Source organism: Haloarcula sp. Atlit-7R (assembly GCF_003666065.1).
Lineage (GTDB): Archaea > Halobacteriota > Halobacteria > Halobacteriales > Haloarculaceae > Haloarcula > Haloarcula taiwanensis.
On record NZ_QXIK01000003.1, the window covers coordinates 514,995 to 531,262 of the forward strand.

General features: G+C 66.1%; 16 protein-coding genes. 6 read left to right on the plus strand and 10 right to left on the minus strand.

The window, feature by feature from the left end; all coding sequences use genetic code 11:
• Nucleotides 1–66: 66 nt before the first annotated feature.
• From D3D01_RS09920 to D3D01_RS09930, 3 genes are all read right to left on the minus strand, one after another.
• Nucleotides 67–1,050 carry a Gfo/Idh/MocA family protein gene (locus D3D01_RS09920; RefSeq protein ID WP_121512066.1) on the minus strand — a complete coding sequence of 328 codons (984 nt, stop codon included), beginning with the start codon at nucleotides 1,048–1,050 and terminating at the stop codon, nucleotides 67–69.
• Nucleotides 1,051–1,080: 30 nt separating this feature from the next.
• Complete coding sequence (locus tag D3D01_RS09925) at nucleotides 1,081–2,373, minus strand: hypothetical protein (RefSeq protein WP_121512067.1); 1,293 nt, start codon at nucleotides 2,371–2,373, stop codon at nucleotides 1,081–1,083.
• 108 nt (nucleotides 2,374–2,481) lie between these two features.
• A complete protein-coding gene (locus D3D01_RS09930) occupies nucleotides 2,482–2,769 on the minus strand; it encodes a zinc ribbon domain-containing protein (RefSeq protein WP_101348979.1) in 288 nt (95 codons plus the stop codon).
• Between the two features lie 183 nt (nucleotides 2,770–2,952).
• Here D3D01_RS09930 and D3D01_RS09935 point away from each other — a divergent pair, with 183 nt between their 5' ends.
• Both D3D01_RS09935 and nucS read left to right on the plus strand, forming a co-directional pair.
• Entirely contained in the window at nucleotides 2,953–3,390 is a 438-nt protein-coding gene (locus tag D3D01_RS09935; protein ID WP_121512068.1) for a DUF6735 family protein, read from the plus strand.
• 9 nt (nucleotides 3,391–3,399) lie between these two features.
• Nucleotides 3,400–4,119 (plus strand): endonuclease NucS, encoded by a 720-nt coding sequence (gene nucS, locus D3D01_RS09940; RefSeq protein WP_121512069.1) that lies wholly within the window; start codon nucleotides 3,400–3,402, stop codon nucleotides 4,117–4,119.
• Between the two features lie 15 nt (nucleotides 4,120–4,134).
• On the opposite strand, the gene D3D01_RS09945 is transcribed toward nucS, so the two are convergent.
• Together D3D01_RS09945 and mutS are read right to left on the minus strand one after the other, a co-directional pair.
• Nucleotides 4,135–4,383 (minus strand): HalOD1 output domain-containing protein, encoded by a 249-nt coding sequence (locus D3D01_RS09945; protein ID WP_121512070.1) that lies wholly within the window; start codon nucleotides 4,381–4,383, stop codon nucleotides 4,135–4,137.
• 111 nt (nucleotides 4,384–4,494) lie between these two features.
• Nucleotides 4,495–7,323, minus strand: a complete 2,829-nt coding sequence (gene mutS / locus D3D01_RS09950) for a DNA mismatch repair protein MutS (RefSeq protein ID WP_121512071.1) — start codon at nucleotides 7,321–7,323, stop codon at nucleotides 4,495–4,497.
• A gap of 114 nt (nucleotides 7,324–7,437) precedes the next feature.
• Between mutS and D3D01_RS09955 the strand changes: the two genes are divergently transcribed.
• Entirely contained in the window at nucleotides 7,438–7,827 is a 390-nt protein-coding gene (locus tag D3D01_RS09955) for a hypothetical protein (protein WP_121512072.1), read from the plus strand.
• A 174-nt stretch (nucleotides 7,828–8,001) separates the two neighbouring features.
• Nucleotides 8,002–9,681 (plus strand): thermosome subunit beta, encoded by a 1,680-nt coding sequence (thsB, locus tag D3D01_RS09960; RefSeq protein ID WP_394343393.1) that lies wholly within the window; start codon nucleotides 8,002–8,004, stop codon nucleotides 9,679–9,681.
• Between the two features lie 296 nt (nucleotides 9,682–9,977).
• Here the strand turns inward: thsB and D3D01_RS09965 are convergent, their stop codons facing one another.
• Nucleotides 9,978–10,841, minus strand: a complete 864-nt coding sequence (locus tag D3D01_RS09965; protein ID WP_121512073.1) for a hypothetical protein — start codon at nucleotides 10,839–10,841, stop codon at nucleotides 9,978–9,980.
• Between the two features lie 76 nt (nucleotides 10,842–10,917).
• Between D3D01_RS09965 and D3D01_RS09970 the strand changes: the two genes are divergently transcribed.
• Entirely contained in the window at nucleotides 10,918–11,913 is a 996-nt protein-coding gene (locus tag D3D01_RS09970) for an ornithine cyclodeaminase family protein (RefSeq protein ID WP_121512074.1), read from the plus strand.
• On the opposite strand, the gene D3D01_RS09975 is transcribed toward D3D01_RS09970, so the two are convergent.
• The 4 genes from D3D01_RS09975 to D3D01_RS24995 all read right to left on the minus strand — a co-directional run bounded on the left by D3D01_RS09975 (nucleotide 11,914) and on the right by D3D01_RS24995 (nucleotide 13,425).
• The gene (locus D3D01_RS09975) at nucleotides 11,914–12,123 is read right to left on the minus strand and encodes a hypothetical protein (RefSeq protein ID WP_121512075.1); all 210 of its coding nucleotides are present in this window, start codon (nucleotides 12,121–12,123) and stop codon (nucleotides 11,914–11,916) included.
• Between the two features lie 43 nt (nucleotides 12,124–12,166).
• Complete coding sequence (locus D3D01_RS24065; RefSeq protein ID WP_014039217.1) at nucleotides 12,167–12,334, minus strand: hypothetical protein; 168 nt, start codon at nucleotides 12,332–12,334, stop codon at nucleotides 12,167–12,169.
• Entirely contained in the window at nucleotides 12,334–12,519 is a 186-nt protein-coding gene (locus D3D01_RS09980) for a hypothetical protein (protein WP_121512076.1), read from the minus strand. Before D3D01_RS09980 ends, D3D01_RS24065 begins: the two co-directional genes overlap by 1 nt.
• 210 nt (nucleotides 12,520–12,729) lie before the next feature.
• The gene (locus tag D3D01_RS24995; RefSeq protein ID WP_394343394.1) at nucleotides 12,730–13,425 is read right to left on the minus strand and encodes a response regulator; all 696 of its coding nucleotides are present in this window, start codon (nucleotides 13,423–13,425) and stop codon (nucleotides 12,730–12,732) included.
• 147 nt (nucleotides 13,426–13,572) lie between these two features.
• On the opposite strand from D3D01_RS24995, the gene leuS reads away from it, so the two are divergent.
• The gene (gene leuS / locus D3D01_RS09990) at nucleotides 13,573–16,248 is read left to right on the plus strand and encodes a leucine--tRNA ligase (protein ID WP_121512078.1); all 2,676 of its coding nucleotides are present in this window, start codon (nucleotides 13,573–13,575) and stop codon (nucleotides 16,246–16,248) included.
• Nucleotides 16,249–16,268: the final 20 nt, after the last annotated feature.

Here is a 16,268-nt window from a genome sequence, read left to right on the forward strand (position 1 = left end):
TGCCTCACCCGCGGCAGTCAAAACTGTTTCGCGCTCGCCGCATTGCAGTACACACCCGGTCGTCTCTCACTCGGGACTGGCGACGTGGACCGGTTCGCCGGTGTCCGCGCTTCTGGCCAGCGCATCTATGGCGCGCATATTCCCCAGTGTTTCGGCCCGGTCGATGGGCGGTGTCTCCCCGCTCTCGATAGCGTCTGCGAACGCCTCAACCTGCAACTGGTAGTGGTCGACCGGATCGAACGTTTCGGTGACCTCGCGGCCGTCGACGCTGTAGATCAGCGAGACGGACTGGTCGTGGTCCGGGCCGAAGCAGTTCGGCGCTTCGAGCCAGCCGTCGTCCGTTTCGACTCGGTAGTACTCCCGTCTCGGTCCGTCAAACCCACAGGAAATCGAGGCGACCCGCCCGTCGTCGTACGACAGGACGCCGCTGAGGTTCGTGTCAACGCCACTGTTCTGGGAGTCCCGGGCATGCGCAAACGCTTGGCTTGGCTCGCCGAGGAAGCCCCGGACCGCGCTGACGGCGTAACAGCCCACGTCCATCAGGCTCCCACCGGCTAGCTCCGGGTCCAGACGGATGTCGTTGGAGTCTGTGAGCGCGAATTTGAATGATGCATCGACGGTGTGCACCTCGCCCAGTTCGGTTTCGACGATTTCCCTGGCCCGCCGGGTCCGCGGGTGGAACTGATACATGAACGCTTCCATCAGCGTGACGCCCTGCTCGGCACAGTAATCGAAGAGGTCCACTGCCTCAGCGGTGTCGACGGTCAGGGGCTTTTCACAGAGTACGTCGAGGCCGTGATCGGCGGCCCGCTGGCTCCACTCGGCGTGGAGCGCGTTCGGAAGCGGGTTGTACACCGCGTCGATGTCCGCCTCGGCGAACATCGTCTCGTAGTCGCCGAAGGCACTGTCGATACCGAGGTCGTCGGCTACCTCGCTGGCACGGTCTTGGGTTCTGGAGCTGATGGCCGCGACCGTGTGGGCAGACTTCTGGATACCCGGAATCACGTCCTTGCGCGCGATTCCTGCCGTCGAAATAATTCCAAAGCGCATACCGATACCCGGCTCCGCGGTGATAAACAATTACCGACCTTTCGGCTCCGCCTCGACGCTGACGCCCTGTTCGGACACGGCGGCTAGTTCGTCCGTCGCCGACTCGCGTCTGTCCGGCACGAGTTCGGCGGCAACTTCGCGTGCGCGCTCGAAGTGTATCGTCGCGCTGTCACACGCGGTCTCGGACGCCGCTCGTTTTGACTCGCCAGCTTCCCCAAGCGCCTGTCGCCCCGCCTCACGATGTGTATCGACCAGCTTGACAGCGATGTCCGCGAGCGCCTGTCGGAGCGACGCCCGGTCGCCGTCGAAGCGACGGTCACGACCCCAGTCAAGTTCGTACGCCGTCCGGTAGCGGTCGAGAGCGTCCTCCCAGTGTCTCGCTCGCTCTGCTGGGTCTGTCGTGGCTCTGGCCGCGCTTGCAGCCACCTGCGCCGCGTCGACTGGGGCTGACAGGAGTTCGGTGTACTCCGCTTCGACCGCGTTTCGAGCATCCGTGATGGCTTCTGTGGGCGGCTCCGATGCCGTTACGGCCAGCGCTCGCTCGTACTCGACGCCGGCCTGTGCGTATGCATCTGCGGCCCGTTCGTACGACCGGTTCTCCCATGCGCGGCGGGCCGTGTCGCGGTACTCATCGCCCGCGCTGACGTGGCGTCGGCGCTGGCAGGTGTCGATCCGTGCTTGCGCTGACTGTAGTCGTCCATCGACACCCGCTCTCGCCCCCTCGCCCAGTGCTTCGACCCGCTTTCGCCCGTTGTCGAGCGCTTCCTGTGCGGCCGTGATATGCGTGGCTGCTGTCTCGAAATCTGTTGCTTCGAGTGCTGTCACAGCGGCCTCGACCTGGGACTCTGCCCGATCAAGCTCGGTGAGCGTGCGCGTCCAGACCTGTGTGGCTTCGTCGATGAACGACCGAACTGGCGCTAGATCGCCCTTGCATTCGAACGCCCAGCGGTCTTCGTCGACGGTGACGATTTCGAGCGTCGACGTGCGGAGTCCCGACGAACAGTGCACGGCAACGATGTCTTCGTGGGGAAGCGAGATGGTCCGGTCGCGGTCGTCGTCGCCGACGACGAACAGGACTCGAACGGTCGTGGCGAGCAGATACGCGCGGTAGTCGCCGGCCGGCGTGAGCGACTCGCTGTTCCCCCGGGCAGCGACGACGCCGGACTGGTCGTTGTACGCGAGATAGCTCGGCGTCTCTGCCCGCTGTAGATACTGCTCCAGCGGCTGCTGCAGGCGGCGCTTGCGTCCGAACAGCCCGTCGGTGTTCGCCCGGTCGAATACCGCTGGTCGACCCGCGGAACGTACGTCGATAACAGTTTCCACAGTTCACCCCTGTCGTGACAGTGTATTCAAATATATTGTCGTAGAAATAAATCCTTTGGCCGATAGCAGCGCTCAAACTGGTCGTTTCGACCCTCCCTTGCAACGCTCTCAGTACGGCTGGCTTCGGTCCGTCGGCTGGCGCTGCGGGCTTCCGCTGGTCAGGTCGGCGACGCACTGCCGGCAGAACTGGTAGTCCTGCTCGTTCCTCGCCCCGCAGTGGGGACAGTCGATGGATTCAGTGCTGTCGTCGGTGGCGCTGCCACGGCGCCCTTCGGCCTCGCCCTGCCCAGTCGCACCGGCTGGGTCACCCCGGTGCCGGTACGCGTACAGCATGGTCAGGACGTGGAGCCCCACGAGAAGCGCGATTGCGCCGTAGAGCCACTCGCTCACCATCATATGTTACGGTACGTGAACGTACTACTTGAGGGTTGTGCCGAGTTACCAATGGTCGGCGATTTCGACGGGTCTGGCACTGTCTCCCGTACCGAGCAGGCATCGGAGGTGTCCTGTGGGCCAGCATTCAAATAGGACCACGCAGCCAGGGGTACGCATGCCCGTTGACACGCTCGGAGGTCCCTGATGGGCCGTCGCACGCTCGTCGCTGTCGCTCGCCCCGACGGCCGCTACGACTGCCGCGTCGCACACTGGGGCGTCGACGCCGACCCCATCGCTCAGTCTCGACTGCTCGGGACTGGCCTGACAGCGTCGGCTGCCCTCAGTGCCATCGATGCCACCTACGAGCAGTTCGTCGTGCTCGACCGCTCGGTCCGGACCTACGCCGTCTGCTGGCTCGACCCGACACTGTCGGCTCCCGACGACATCGTCCTCGCCCGCACTGCCGACCCTGAGTCGTTCCGGACGTGGTGGATCGATCGGAAGGACAAGGCCTGTCGCGCCCTCGACAGCGAAGGCCGTGACCCGGCGACCGTTCGGCGTGCCCTGCTCGCGTCGCTCCGTGACCGTGCTTCGTCCGTCCACTGCCCCGACGACGCGTCCTTTTTACGCGGGGACCGCTAACCGCCATCCGTGACCGCCGTCGAAACGCTGACCTACCCTGACCCCGCCGACGCGCTGGACCTCGCGTCGCGTGCCACTGACCGCGGCGCGCTAGTGACGCTTGTCGGCACCTGTGCGGTCGAGTACGAGGGGCGAGCGGCCAGTTCGCTGGGGCTTGGCGACCGCCACGTGATGCTCAAGCCCGACGGGGCCGCACTGGTCCACACCGATGAGGGCCAACAGCCGGTGAACTGGCAGCCGCCGGGCTGTGAACACAGCATCAGCGTCGACGACGATTCGCTGGTCGTCCGCTCCACGCGGTCGGCCCCCGAGGAGTCGCTGGAGGTCGCGTTCGAGACAGTCGCCCACGCCGCCGCCTTCGACGTGACGGACTCCAAAGACCTCACACTCACCGGGACGGAAGCCGACCTGAAAGACCGCATCCTCGCCGAGCCGGCGCTGGTCGAGTCAGGGTTTACGCCGCTGGCGACCGAACGTGAGACCCCCGCCGGAGCGGTCGACGTTTACGGCGAGGACGCCGACGGTCGGACGACGATACTCGAACTCAAGCGCCGCCGCGTGGGTCCCGACGCTGTCGGCCAGCTTGGTCGGTACGTCGATGCTCTGGGACGCGACTTACACGCTGACACCGAGGTCCGGGGGATCCTTGTCGCACCGTCCGTGACGGATCGGGCGCGGCAGTTGCTTGCCGAGAACGGTCTGGAGTTCGTCTCGCTGGAGCCGCCGTAACGCCCGTGTCGGCTCCTAGTCCACGGTGACCGTTCCGTCGATGTCGACGACCACGCGGTGGCCGCTGTAGTCGAACGCGACGTGACCGGTAGTGTTCGAATCCGCGATACACGTCGTCAGTGCATCTGGATTGATACTGTCGGCCAGCGGCGGGAGCGTCTTGACCGGCCGTCTCTCCACGGTCGCGACAGCGCGAACGACTGCTGTGACGACAGACTGGTCAGGGCCGTGAGCTTCGATAACGGTTGGTGATGTTCCAAACACGGTTCTCTGCCCTTATGCTGGATTCACTCTGTACTGTGAAGTTCAGTATGGCTAGTATAGTAAACGCCGAACCACGACCTGGCTGCTGAGGGTGATAGCTGACCGGCGCTGTCATTCGAGTCTGTCCTGCAAGTCCGCGAGCGCGTTCATCGCCTCTATCGGCGTCATCGTCGCGACGTCCAGCGACGCTAACTGCTGTGCCACTGACTCTGGCAACTCGCCCTCGGCGGCTCCGTTCGCCCGAAGCATCCCTTGTCTGTGGTCGTCTGCTGGAGCCTCATCGGCCGCCGCCACCGCTGGTCCGTTCTCCGTCGCTCTAGTCGTCGCCGTGGGGGCGGAACCCGTATCGGAGTCACCCATCGTTTTGCCCTCGGATTCTGCCCCACTCGACCCTTCGACGCCCGAATCAGTCGCTTCGGCCTCCGCCAGAAGGGCCCGTGACCGGTCGACGACGGATTCGGGGACGCCGGCCATACTCGCGACCTCAACGCCATAGGAGGCCGCCGCGGGGCCGGGCGCGAGTTCGTGGTCGAAGCGAACGTCGCCGTCCTCGCGGCTGGTCTCGAAGTGGCGGTTGGTTGCGCCCAGTAGGTCGGCCGCGACGGCAGTCAGGTCGTGGTGGTGGGTCGCAAACAGCGTGTACGCGCCGACCTCGTCGTGGAGGTACTCGGTGACGGCGCGGGCGATAGCCAGCCCGTCGGCCGTCGACGTGCCGCGGCCGACCTCGTCTAGCAGGACCAGCGAGTCTCCGGTCGCCGCGTCCAGAATCGTCGCCAGTTCGGTCATCTCTATCATGAACGTCGAGCGGCCGCCGGCGATGTCGTCGCTGGCCCCGACGCGGGTGAACACCCGGTCGAGAATCGGGAGGTCCGCCGCCTTCGCGGGGACGAAACTCCCCGCCTGCGCGAGCAGGCATATCAGCGCGACCTGGCGCATGTACGTCGACTTCCCGCTCATGTTCGGTCCCGTGACGACCGCGAGGAAGGGCTGTCTGTCGTCCGCGGCGTCGCCGTCGCCGCTCCCGTCCGTTTTGTCCCCGGCCGGCCCGCCGCCCAGCCCCGTATCGTTGGGGACGAAGGCGTCTTCGGTGCGTTCGACGACCGGGTGGCGGCCGGCGGTGATGTCGATACCGTCGCTTCCAACGGTGGGCCGGCAGTAGTCGTACTGCGCCGCGACCTCGGCAAAAGAGACCAGCACGTCGAGGCGAGCCAGCCGCTCGGCTAGGGCTTGCACGCGCTCGGCCCCGTCGGCCACCTCGTCCCGGACCGCACAGAACAGGTCGTACTCTAGGTCGTCGGCCGCGCTCTCGGCCCGCAGAATCTCCTCTTCGCGCTCCTTGAGTTCCGGCGTGTAGTAGCGCTCGCTGTTTTTCAGCGTTTGACGGCGCTGGTAGTCCTCGGGGACGGAATCGAGATTGGCGTTGGTCACCTCGATGTAGTAGCCGTGGACAGAGTTGTGGCCGACCTTCAGCGAGTCGATGCCGGTGCGCTCGCGCTCGCTCGCTTCCAGTTCGTCTATCCACTCTTTGCCGGACTGCTCGGTCGAACGCAGTCGGTCCAGTTCATCGTCGTAGCCCTCGCGGATGACGCCGCCTTCGGTCACCTGCTGTGGCGGGTCCGGGCGAATGGCCGCCTCGATTTCTTCGCGGGTTTCAGTTAGCGGGTCCAGCGTCGCGTGCAGGTCCGCGAGCAGGCGGGCATCGGCGTCGGCCAGTTCGTCCCGGACCTCGGGTACGACCGACAGCGTCGACGCCAGCGACCGGAGGTCCCGCGCGTTCGCCCGGCCACGCGAGACCCGCGAGATGAGCCGTTCGAGGTCGTACACGTCCGCGAGCAGGTCAGACAGGGCTTCTCTGGTCACGGGGTCGCGCTGGAGTTCCGCGACCGCGCCGTGGCGGGCCTCGATGCGGTCGGCGTCGAGCAGGGGGCGGCGGAGCCAGTCGGTCAGTTTCCGCCGGCCCAGCGCACACGCCGTCTCGTCGACCGTGTCCACGAGCGTGCGGTTCTCGTGGCCCCGCACCGACCGCCGCTCGAACAGTTCGAGGCTCTCGACGGCGACGGCGTCAAGCAGCATGTACTCCCGCGGGTCGTACCGCGTGAGGTGATTGAGGTAATCGAGCGTGCCGGCGGGGTCCACGTCGGGGTCGACCGGTTCGCCGTCGGGGCCGACCGCGCCCGCGCTGCCACGGGTGTACTCCGCGTAGGCCAGCAGGCCGCCGCAGGCCCGAATCTCCGCGTCGCCGGCGAGCAGGCGCTCCGGCGGGCCGAAGTACTGGGACACGCGGTCCTCGGCGCGCTCCCGGGCGAAGGCGTCCGCGTCGTAGCGCGTCACCAGACAGGCCGGGCCGAAGACGGCGTCCCGGTCTACGTCGACATCCGGCCCGACGATTGCCTCGGCGGGGCCGAACCGGCTGAGTTCGTCGGCGACGGCGGCCTCCGAGCCGACGCTCGTGGCGTAGCAGTCGCCGGTCGACACGTCCAGCAGCGCCAGCCCGTACCGTTCGCCTTCGGTCAAAGCAGCGACGTAGTTGTTGTCCGCGCCGCCGAGCAGTTCGCTCTCGGTGAGCGTCCCCGGCGTGACGATGCGGGTGACCGCCCGCTTGACCACGCCGCTGACCTCGTCGGGGTCCTCGACCTGGTCGGCGATAGCGACCCGGTAGCCAGCGTCCAGCAGCGTCTCGACGTAGGACTCGGCGTTGTCGATGGGGATACCGGCCATCGGGTACTCGCCGGTCGAGTCCTCGCGCTGGGTCAGCGTAATCTCACACAGCCGGGCGACCCGTTTCGCGGCCGCACAGAAGGCCTCGTAGAAGTCCCCGACCTGAAAGAGGACCAGGGCGTCGTCGTACTGGCGGCACAGCTCGTAGTACTGTGCCATCATCGGCGTCAGGTCCCCCTCGAGCTCGGCCATCTGCTCGGGCGGGCCAAGCGCAGCGTCCATACCCGGTGGCAACAGCCGACTCCTCATAGGCGCTCCGCTCTCCGCCGTAGCGTGACCGCTAGGTATCGCCGACCCGGCCTCTGATTTTTATACCGCCCGAGAGACGTAGGGTGTATGTCACGTCGCGCCAACTACGCGCTCTGTCAGTTCCAGCAACACCTCGGCCCGTCGGCGTACTCGCTCGACGTTCCGTGGGCCGAGTACAGCGGTGATTCGACCGACCCGGTTTCCGTCGACATCCCCACCTCGTCACCAGCAGACCCGTACGTGCAGATGCAGGTCTACGACGTCGAGGACTTCGACCACGAAATCGTGGTCAACGGGGACCCGCTGTCGGGGTTCGACATCGCGCCGGGCGAGGGGTGGCAGCTCTGGATGGACACGATTGCGCCCGAGCGACTGCACCGCGGCGAGAACACGATTCAGTTCCGACGGGACACTGACTCGAAGGACGCATTCGTCGTCGGATCGGTCACGATCCACTGGACGGAACCCGTCGAGTGAATATATAAACAGCCCGGCACCGCCCTGATGGGGCGTGCCAACAGCTACCACTGTTGACGGACAGTACCACCTCAGTCGGGTGATTTCACCTGTTCCGGTCGTGTCGGCGGGCGGCCGGTGAGCATCCTATAACCCCTACTTTTATATAGAACCACATGCAATCTTCGCTTGATTATGAGCCAACGCCAGATGCAGGGCCAGCCGATGATCATCCTGGGAGAGGACTCCCAGCGGATGAAGGACAAGTCTGCACAGGAACACAACATCTCGGCCGCTCGCGCGGTCGCCGAGTCAGTACGCTCGACGCTCGGCCCGAAGGGGATGGACAAGATGCTCGTCTCCTCGATGGGCGACGTGACCGTCACGAACGACGGCGTCACCATCCTCTCGGAGATGGATATCGACAACCCGACAGCGTCGATGATCGTCGAGGTTGCCGAGACACAGGAAGACGAGGCCGGTGACGGCACCACCTCCGCCGTCGCCATCGCAGGCGAACTCCTCAAGAACGCCGAGGACCTCCTCGAACAGGACATCCACCCGACGGCCATCATCAAGGGCTTCAACATGGCCGCCACGCAGGCCAAGGATGAGCTCGCGGACATCGCCACGGAAGTCGACCCCGACGACGAGGAACTCCTGAAGAAGGTCGCCGAAACCTCGATGACGGGCAAGGGCGCGGAGCTCAACAAGGAGCTGCTCGCCCAGCTCATCGTCGACGCGGTCAACGCCGTGACCGTCGAGGCCGATGACGGCTCCGTCGTCGCCGACCTCGAATACCTCAACATCGAGACCCAGACCGGCAGCTCCGCCGGCAACTCCGAGCTGCTGGAAGGCGCGGTCATCGACAAAGACCCGGTCCACGAGGAGATGCCGACCGAAGTCGACGACGCCGATGTCCTGCTCGTCGACACGGCCATCGAACTCGACGAGACCGAAGTCGACGCCCAGCTCTCCGTCGACGACCCGAGCCAGCTCCAGAACTTCCTCGACAAGGAAGAGGAGCAGCTCAAGCAGATGGTCGACCAGATCGCGGACACCGGCGCCGATGTCGTCTTCTGTCAGAAGGGTATCGACGACATGGCCCAGCACTACCTCGCCGAGAAGGGTATTCTGGCCGTCCGCCGCGCCAAGAAGTCCGACATCGAGTTCCTCAAGGAAGTCCTCGGCGCTCGCATCGTCTCGGACCTCGACTCCGCGGCCGCGGAGGACCTCGGCCACGGCTCCGTCACCCGCGACGACGCCGAAGGCCTGTTCTACGTCGAGGGCAGCGGCGACGAGGCTCACGGCGTCACCCTCCTGCTCCGTGGGTCGACCGACCACGTCGTCGATGAACTCGAACGTGGCGTCACGGACGCGCTCGACGTCGTCGCGTCCACCGTTGCCAACGGCAGCGTTCTCGGTGGCGGCGGCGCACCCGAAGTCGAAGTCGCCCGCCGTCTCCGCGACTACGCCGACGGCGTCGAAGGCCGCGAGCAGCTCGCCATCGAGTCCTTCGCCGACGCGCTGGAAATCATCCCGCGCACTCTCGCCGAGAACGCCGGCCTCGACAGCATCGACACGCTGGTCGACCTGCGCGCCGCCCACGAGGACGGCGATGTCAGCGCCGGCCTGAACGTCTTCTCCGGTGATGTCGAGAACACGCTCGATACCGGCGTTGTCGAGCCAGCTCACGCCAAGCGACAGGCGATTTCCTCGGCTGCCGAGGCCGCGAACCTGGTCCTCAAGATCGACGACATCATCGCTGCCGGCGAACTCTCGACTTCCGGCGGCGACGAAGAGGGCCCCGGCGGCCCCGGTGGCGCCCCTGGCGGCATGGGCGGCATGGGCGGCGGTATGGGCGGCATGATGTAAGCGAGGTTCCGTCGGAACCTCGGATAGACGAACGGGCCATCGGCCCGTGAGTCAGCAGTCGACCGGAGAGACCTCCGAACGAGCGAATCGCCGCTTGCGATTCGGTTTTTTGCGGTTCTGTAACGCGCCGAGTCATCCCAGCGTGTATATCGAGACGTGAAACTGGAGGAACAGTTAGGTATCTCTCTACGAAGTATCGACTGTCCCGGTTCGTTTGGTGGGACGGACTGGTGACAGCGGGTGGGGGCCTCTCTCCGTTTTGGCGCTCCCGTGACAGTGTCCAGCCGTCCCTCGCATCAGTCGGGTCCTGTTGTTCGGTTTCGCTGGTGTCGGTCTTCGAACACCACGTCCGTCGTCCCGAGGTCGCTGTAGCGGAGGATCTCAGTCACTCGGTGGGTAGCCGTTCCGTTGACGGCCGTGTACTGGAGCGCGTAGCTCCGAACGATGCCGTTAGGCGTCACGGTTGCCGAGAGGGAGACATTGCTCACACGGTCGACGGGGCGGGTGGCAATCGCGCTGTCGTCGGTTGTGCCGGTTCCTTTGACGCGATACAGCGACACTCCGTACAGTTGCTTGATGACCTCATCGCCGGGGCGGATGGCTGTGCTGTTGGTGGCGGAAAACAACGCCATGAGACGCGCATTGAACGTTGGCTCGATGAACAGCGCGGCCCGAGGAGAGCGCGGCGGGCCACCGATACCCCGACTGTCCGCCACCACCTTCGCCGATGTCGACCCGTTGACGGTCGTCCGCCTGAGCGCACGGCCGTCCCGCCAGGTGCTGTGGACCGCACGCGCTGTCACACCCTGTCCGGATATCGTTCGAGTGGCCGTGTACGACTCGTAGCCCGCGCTGATACTGGCACGGGTCCGGACGCGCTTGTGCAAGCCGCTGCCGTTCATGACGGTTCTGGTGTGGTGGACTCGATAGGAGGTGTTCGAGAGCTGGCTGACGTGGGCGCGGCCGAGCGCGGTAGCGTTGACGACGCGGTCGCCGACGACGCCCGGGGCACGCTGTACCGGACCCGTCGGTGCGTCTGCAGTCGGGACTGGGGCTGGCGTCACCGTCTCTCTGGCAGCCGCGTCGTCCCCCAACAGACCGGTACACCCGGCGCTCAGCAGACAGAGACAGACCGCGGCAATTGCCACCCCGCGACGCATACCGATGCCTGGTCGCGTGGTAATATAACCCCTGTGACAGCGGGGGTATAAGTGCTACCGAGTGCCAATATTTCGTATGCAGACGCTGCTTCTCGGCGCGGACGCGGTCGAGGACCACGCGACGATGCCAGCAGTTATCGACGCGGTTGCCGCGGCCTTTGCCGCCGATGCCAGAGACAACACCATCATGCCGGCCAAGTCCTACATCGACCTGCCGCAGTACAACGGCGATTTCAGGTCGATGCCGGCCTACGTCAACGCGGAGACGTGGGACGCTGCCGCGGTCAAGTGGGTCAACGTCCATCTGGACAACCCCCGCGACCACGACCTACCGACCGTCCTCGGGACGCTCATCTACTCGGACCCCGAGACGGCGTTCCCGCTGGCCGTGATGGACGGCACCGTCCTGACCCGCCTGCGGACCGGGGCGGCGGCCGCCGTCGCCACCGACCACCTTGCCGTCGACGACGCGGACTCGCTCGGACTGGTCGGGGCTGGCACGCAGGCCTACACGCAACTGGAAGCCATCTCGTCGGTGCGGGACATTGAGACGGTGATCGTCGCCGACCGGGACGCGGAGAAACAGCAGGCGTTCGTCGACACGTTCGCCGACCGATTCGACGTGCAGGCGGGTCCCATCGAGGACGCCGCCGGCTGTGACGTGCTGTCGACGATTACGCCCGTCGAGTCCCCCATCGTCGAGCGGGCGTGGCTCGACGAGCACACCCATATCAACGCCATCGGGGCCGACGCCGCTGGCAAGCAGGAACACGACGAACGCACGCTGCTCGACGCGAAAGTCGTCATCGACAACTACGAGCAGTGTACTCACTCCGGCGAGATCAACGTCCTGTGGGGCGAGGGGGTTCTGACAGATGCCGATCTCCACGGGGAACTCGGCGACATCGTCGCGGGCACGCTCTCGGGGCGGACCGACGACGACGGGATCACGCTCTTTGATTCGACAGGGCTGGCTATTCAGGATGTCGCGGCCGCACACGTCGTCTACGAGAACGCGAGCGCCGAGGGCGACGGGACGGCGTTCCCGCTCGTCGACACCGACGCGACCTGACTATGTCGGCGTGAGGGCGTCCGTGACCTTCGAGATGCCCCAGACGATGACGATGAACGGCAGGAGCGGGAAGAGCAAAACGAGCAGGCCGGCGAGCATGCCCCAGCCGATCATGTCCATCCCCTCGTTGGGACGGCTCCGCGTCCCCGGCGTGACCGACCGGAGCGCCGCCGGCAGTCGTCCGTCCGTGTCGTCAGGTGATTCTGCCATACGCTCTCTTGCGCTGATACGTGTATAAGCCTAGCCCCGGCGGTTACATCGCGCCGGCGACGCCGCTGCCGATGGCGGCCCCGCACTCGCCACAGGCGACGAGGTAGAACCGCTTCGAGGCCGTGAAGAAACCGGTCGTCGAGTCCATATCGAGGAACTCAACGTCGTCCTGGTCGGCCATCTCCGCGTCGCACTCGGGACAGTGGACCATCAGGCCGCACCCCCGTTGGACTTCGCGCCGGCGACGCCGCTACCGATAGTCACGCCGCACGCTGCGCAGTTTGCGGTGTAAAATCGCTTGGAGGCTTTGATGAACCCGGTCACAGCATCCACTTCGACGAACTCGATGTCGTCGGCCGTTTCGAGCGAGGCCTCACAGTCAGGGCAGTGTACCATACATCTGTGACACCTGCTGAGTCCGGCAAAAATCTTGTGTGGGGTCCCGACCGCCGACCGTGGTCTGGCGGCCCCGGTACCGCGGCCGCCGGTGGGTCGCCGACTCGGCTACGGCTGCGTCTCGTCGTCCCCAGCGATGTCGGTGACGTCGGTGTACACCGCGAAGGCCGAACAGACCCCGCCCGTCTCGTCGGGGCCTATCGGCACCGCCTAGAGCTGGAACGTCCGGGGGCCGTCGACCGTCTGGCGCGTGACCTCGGTCGTCGTCACGTCCCCCGTCTCGGCGCGTCTCGTGATGCGCTCGGCCTGTTCCCGCTGGGCGTCGGTCGCCGTGATGACCCGGGCCAGGTTCCGGCCGACGACCTCCGCTCCCGGCGGGACGAACGTCGCCTCGAACGCGGGGTTGACCGACTGGATTATCGGGGCCCCGTTTCGCAGTTCGACCGAGGCAATTGCGTTGGTCGTGTGCGTAAACAGCGTCTCGTAGCGCTGTGTGGTTTCGAGCGCCCGCTGCTGGGCCCGGTTCTGCGCGACGGCGTTCATGACCCGGTTCGCCAGGAGTTCGTACCGCTCGACGTCGCTGCCCTTCTGGAGGTAGTCGGTGACGCCGGCGGAGATGGCCTCGCTGGCGATCTCCTCGCTCCCCTTCCCGGTAAACAGGATAAACGGGAGGTCGGGATACTGCTCGCGTATCGCCTGCAGGAACTCGATGCCGTTCAGGCGCGGCATGTCGTAGTCGGAGACGACACAGTCGACGGGCCGCTCCGCCAGCAGCGCCTGGCCGTCGCTGGCGCTGTCTGCCCGGACCACGGTGAGGCGGTCGTCCTGCCGCTCCAGGAGGCTCGCCGCAAACTCGGCGAAGTCGGGGTCGTCGTCGACGTGGAGAACGGCGATTGCTTCGGGCACGCTGCAGTAACCACCGTTCCCAGCCGATAAAAGCATCTCGGCGAAACTGGTCGATGCACAGACAGGCCCGCTCGCGTCGCCCGTGGCGGCCGTCCGGTCTCCCGAAGGGAAAGGTATAGCACCGTCGCTATCGGATGTTCCGATATCATGACCACGACCGGCGAGGAACGCGAGCGGGGCTTTGACCACACCGAGGTCGAGCCCCGGTGGCAGCGCACGTGGGACGAGGCCGACGTGTTCCGCATCGACGACGACGAGACCGACCCGGAGTACGTCCTGGCGATGTTCCCCTACACCTCCGGCGAGCTACACATGGGTCACGTCCGGAACTACACCATCACGGACGCCTACGCCCGCTTCGAGCGGATGCGCGGCGAGAGCGTCCTCCACCCGATGGGGTGGGACTCCTTCGGCCTGCCCGCCGAGAACGCCGCCGAGGAACGGGACACCAACCCCCGTGACTGGACGATGCAGTGCATCGACTCGATGCGCGAGCAACTCACGGAGATGGGCTTTGGCTACGACTGGGAGCGCGAACTCGCCACCTGCGAGCCCGAGTACTACCAGTGGAACCAGTGGTTGTTCAAGCAGTTCCGCGAGGAAGGGCTCGTCGAGCGACAGGCCGCTGAACTGAACTGGTGTCCCTCCTGTGAGACCGTCCTCGCGGACGAGCAGGTCGAGGGCGAGGACGAGCTCTGCTGGCGGTGTGACACCCCCATCGAGGCCCGCGAGATGGACCAGTGGTTCTTCACCATCACCGACTACGCCGAGGAACTGCTGGAAGACTTAGACGATCTGGACGGCTGGCCGAACAACGTCCGGGAGATGCAGCGCAACTGGATCGGCAAACAGGAGGGCGCGAGCGTCGCCTTCGAGGTCGGCGACTACGGCGACGTGGACATCTTCACCACGCGGCTGGACACCATCCACGGGGCGACCTTCTTCTCGCTTGCCCCTGGCCACCCCGTCGCTCAGGAAATCGCCGCGGACAACGAGGAAGTCGCCGAGTACATCGAGATGGCCGAGGACGCAGACGAGGACGACCTCGACGTGACCTCCGGCGTGTTCACCGGCGAGTACGCGACCAATCCCGCCACCGGCGAGGAGATTCCCGTCTACGTCGCCGACTACGTCCTGACCGACGTTGGGACGGGCGCGCTGTACGCCGTGCCGGCCCACGACGAGCGCGACCACGAGTTCGCCGAGGCTCACGACATCGACATCGTGCAGGTCGTCGAGCCGACCGAAGACGCGGACGCCGACCCTGACGACATCGACGTGCAGGAAGCGGCCTACACCGAGGACGGCGTCCTCGTCAACAGCGGCGAGTTCGATAGCCTCACCAGCGAGGAGGCGCGCGACCGCTTCGTCTCCGAGTTCGACGGCGAGCACCGCACGGAGTACAACCTCCGGGACTGGGGCATCTCGCGCCAGCGGTACTGGGGCACGCCCATCCCGATGATTCACTGCGACGACTGCGGCTATGTCGAGGTCCCCGACGAGGACCTGCCCGTCGAACTGCCGGAGTTCGTCCACACCACCGGCAATCCGCTCGACGCCGCCGAGGAGTGGAAGCAGGTCGACTGCCCCGACTGTGGGGCCGACGCGGTGCGGGAGACGGACACGATGGACACGTTCGTCGACTCCTCGTGGTACTTCCTGCGCTACACCTCGCCGGACCTCGACGACGCGCCCTTCGACGCCGAGCGGGCGAGCGACTGGATGCCCGTCGACCAGTACGTTGGCGGCATCGAACACGCCGTCATGCACCTGCTGTACGCCCGCTTCTTCACGAAGGTGCTCGACGATCTCGACATGGTCGACGGCGTCCGCGAGCCCTTTACGAACCTCACGAACCAGGGGATGGTGCTGGGCGAGGACGGCAACAAGATGTCAAAGAGCCTCGGCAACGGCGTCTCGCCACAGCGCATCATCGAGGAGTACGGGGCCGATACGGCCCGGTTGTTCATCATGGAGGCCGCCCAGCCCGAGAAGGAGTTCGCCTGGAGCCCCGAGGGCGTCCAGTCGGCCCACAGTTTCCTCCAGAACGTGTACACGCTGGTCTCGGAGTATTCTGAGGGCGAGGTTGACACAGGCGACGCCGGCGACATCGCCGACTACGTCGCCCGTGAAATCGACGCCACCGCCGCGAACGCGACGGCGGAGTTCGAGGACTTCCGGTTCAACCACGCGCTCCAGGCCGTACGGGAACTGGTGTCGCTGCTGCGCCGGTACCAGGAGGCGACCACTCCCGACGCCGACACCTTCGAGCGCGGGCTGGCGACGGCGGCGAAACTGCTCGCCCCGGTCGCCCCCCACGCCGCCGAGGAGATGTGGGCGGAACTGGACCGCGACGGTCTCATCGCCGAGGCCGAGTGGCCGGCGGCCGAGGCCCCTGACGACTACGAGACGGAGCGGCAACTGGTCGAGAACACCCGCGAGGACGTCCGCGACATCGTTGACACCGTCGGCATCGAGGACCCCCAGACCATCACGCTCGCGGTCGCACCGCAGTGGAAACACCGCGTGCTCGACCTCGCCCGCAATGCCGACGGCAACGTTGTCGGAACGGTCATGCAGGACGAGGAACTGCGCGAACAGGGCGAGGCGGCCGCGGACTTCGCCAAGGAAATCGCAGGCCGGGCGCAGTCGCTTGACGAGCAACTGCCGCCCGAGCGTGAACAGACGGCGCTCGAACGGGCTGCGTGGCTCGTCGAACGGGAGTTCGGAGCCGAGGTCGTCGTTCAGGGCCCCGAGGAGGCCGCCTCGGACCTCGTCGGCAAAGCCGGTCCTGGCCGCCCGGCCATCGACATCGAAGAGTAGCCTGCGGCCGGCCGATTTTC

What these genes read in the sequence shown, in the direction of transcription:
- D3D01_RS09920 (WP_121512066.1), bottom strand. Translation starts at nt 1,050, where the DNA reads ATGCGCTTTGGAATTATTTCGACGGCAGGAATCGCGCGCAAGGACGTG.
- D3D01_RS09930 (WP_101348979.1), bottom strand. Translation starts at nt 2,769, where the DNA reads ATGATGGTGAGCGAGTGGCTCTACGGCGCAATCGCGCTTCTCGTGGGG.
- D3D01_RS09935 (WP_121512068.1), top strand. Translation starts at nt 2,953, where the DNA reads ATGGGCCGTCGCACGCTCGTCGCTGTCGCTCGCCCCGACGGCCGCTAC.
- mutS (WP_121512071.1), bottom strand. Translation starts at nt 7,323, where the DNA reads ATGGACGCTGCGCTTGGCCCGCCCGAGCAGATGGCCGAGCTCGAGGGG.
- D3D01_RS09955 (WP_121512072.1), top strand. Translation starts at nt 7,438, where the DNA reads ATGTCACGTCGCGCCAACTACGCGCTCTGTCAGTTCCAGCAACACCTC.
- thsB (WP_394343393.1), top strand. Translation starts at nt 8,002, where the DNA reads ATGAGCCAACGCCAGATGCAGGGCCAGCCGATGATCATCCTGGGAGAG.
- D3D01_RS09965 (WP_121512073.1), bottom strand. Translation starts at nt 10,841, where the DNA reads ATGCGTCGCGGGGTGGCAATTGCCGCGGTCTGTCTCTGTCTGCTGAGC.
- D3D01_RS09970 (WP_121512074.1), top strand. Translation starts at nt 10,918, where the DNA reads ATGCAGACGCTGCTTCTCGGCGCGGACGCGGTCGAGGACCACGCGACG.
- D3D01_RS09975 (WP_121512075.1), bottom strand. Translation starts at nt 12,123, where the DNA reads ATGGCAGAATCACCTGACGACACGGACGGACGACTGCCGGCGGCGCTC.
- D3D01_RS24065 (WP_014039217.1), bottom strand. Translation starts at nt 12,334, where the DNA reads ATGGTCCACTGTCCCGAGTGCGACGCGGAGATGGCCGACCAGGACGAC.
- D3D01_RS09980 (WP_121512076.1), bottom strand. Translation starts at nt 12,519, where the DNA reads ATGGTACACTGCCCTGACTGTGAGGCCTCGCTCGAAACGGCCGACGAC.
- leuS (WP_121512078.1), top strand. Translation starts at nt 13,573, where the DNA reads ATGACCACGACCGGCGAGGAACGCGAGCGGGGCTTTGACCACACCGAG.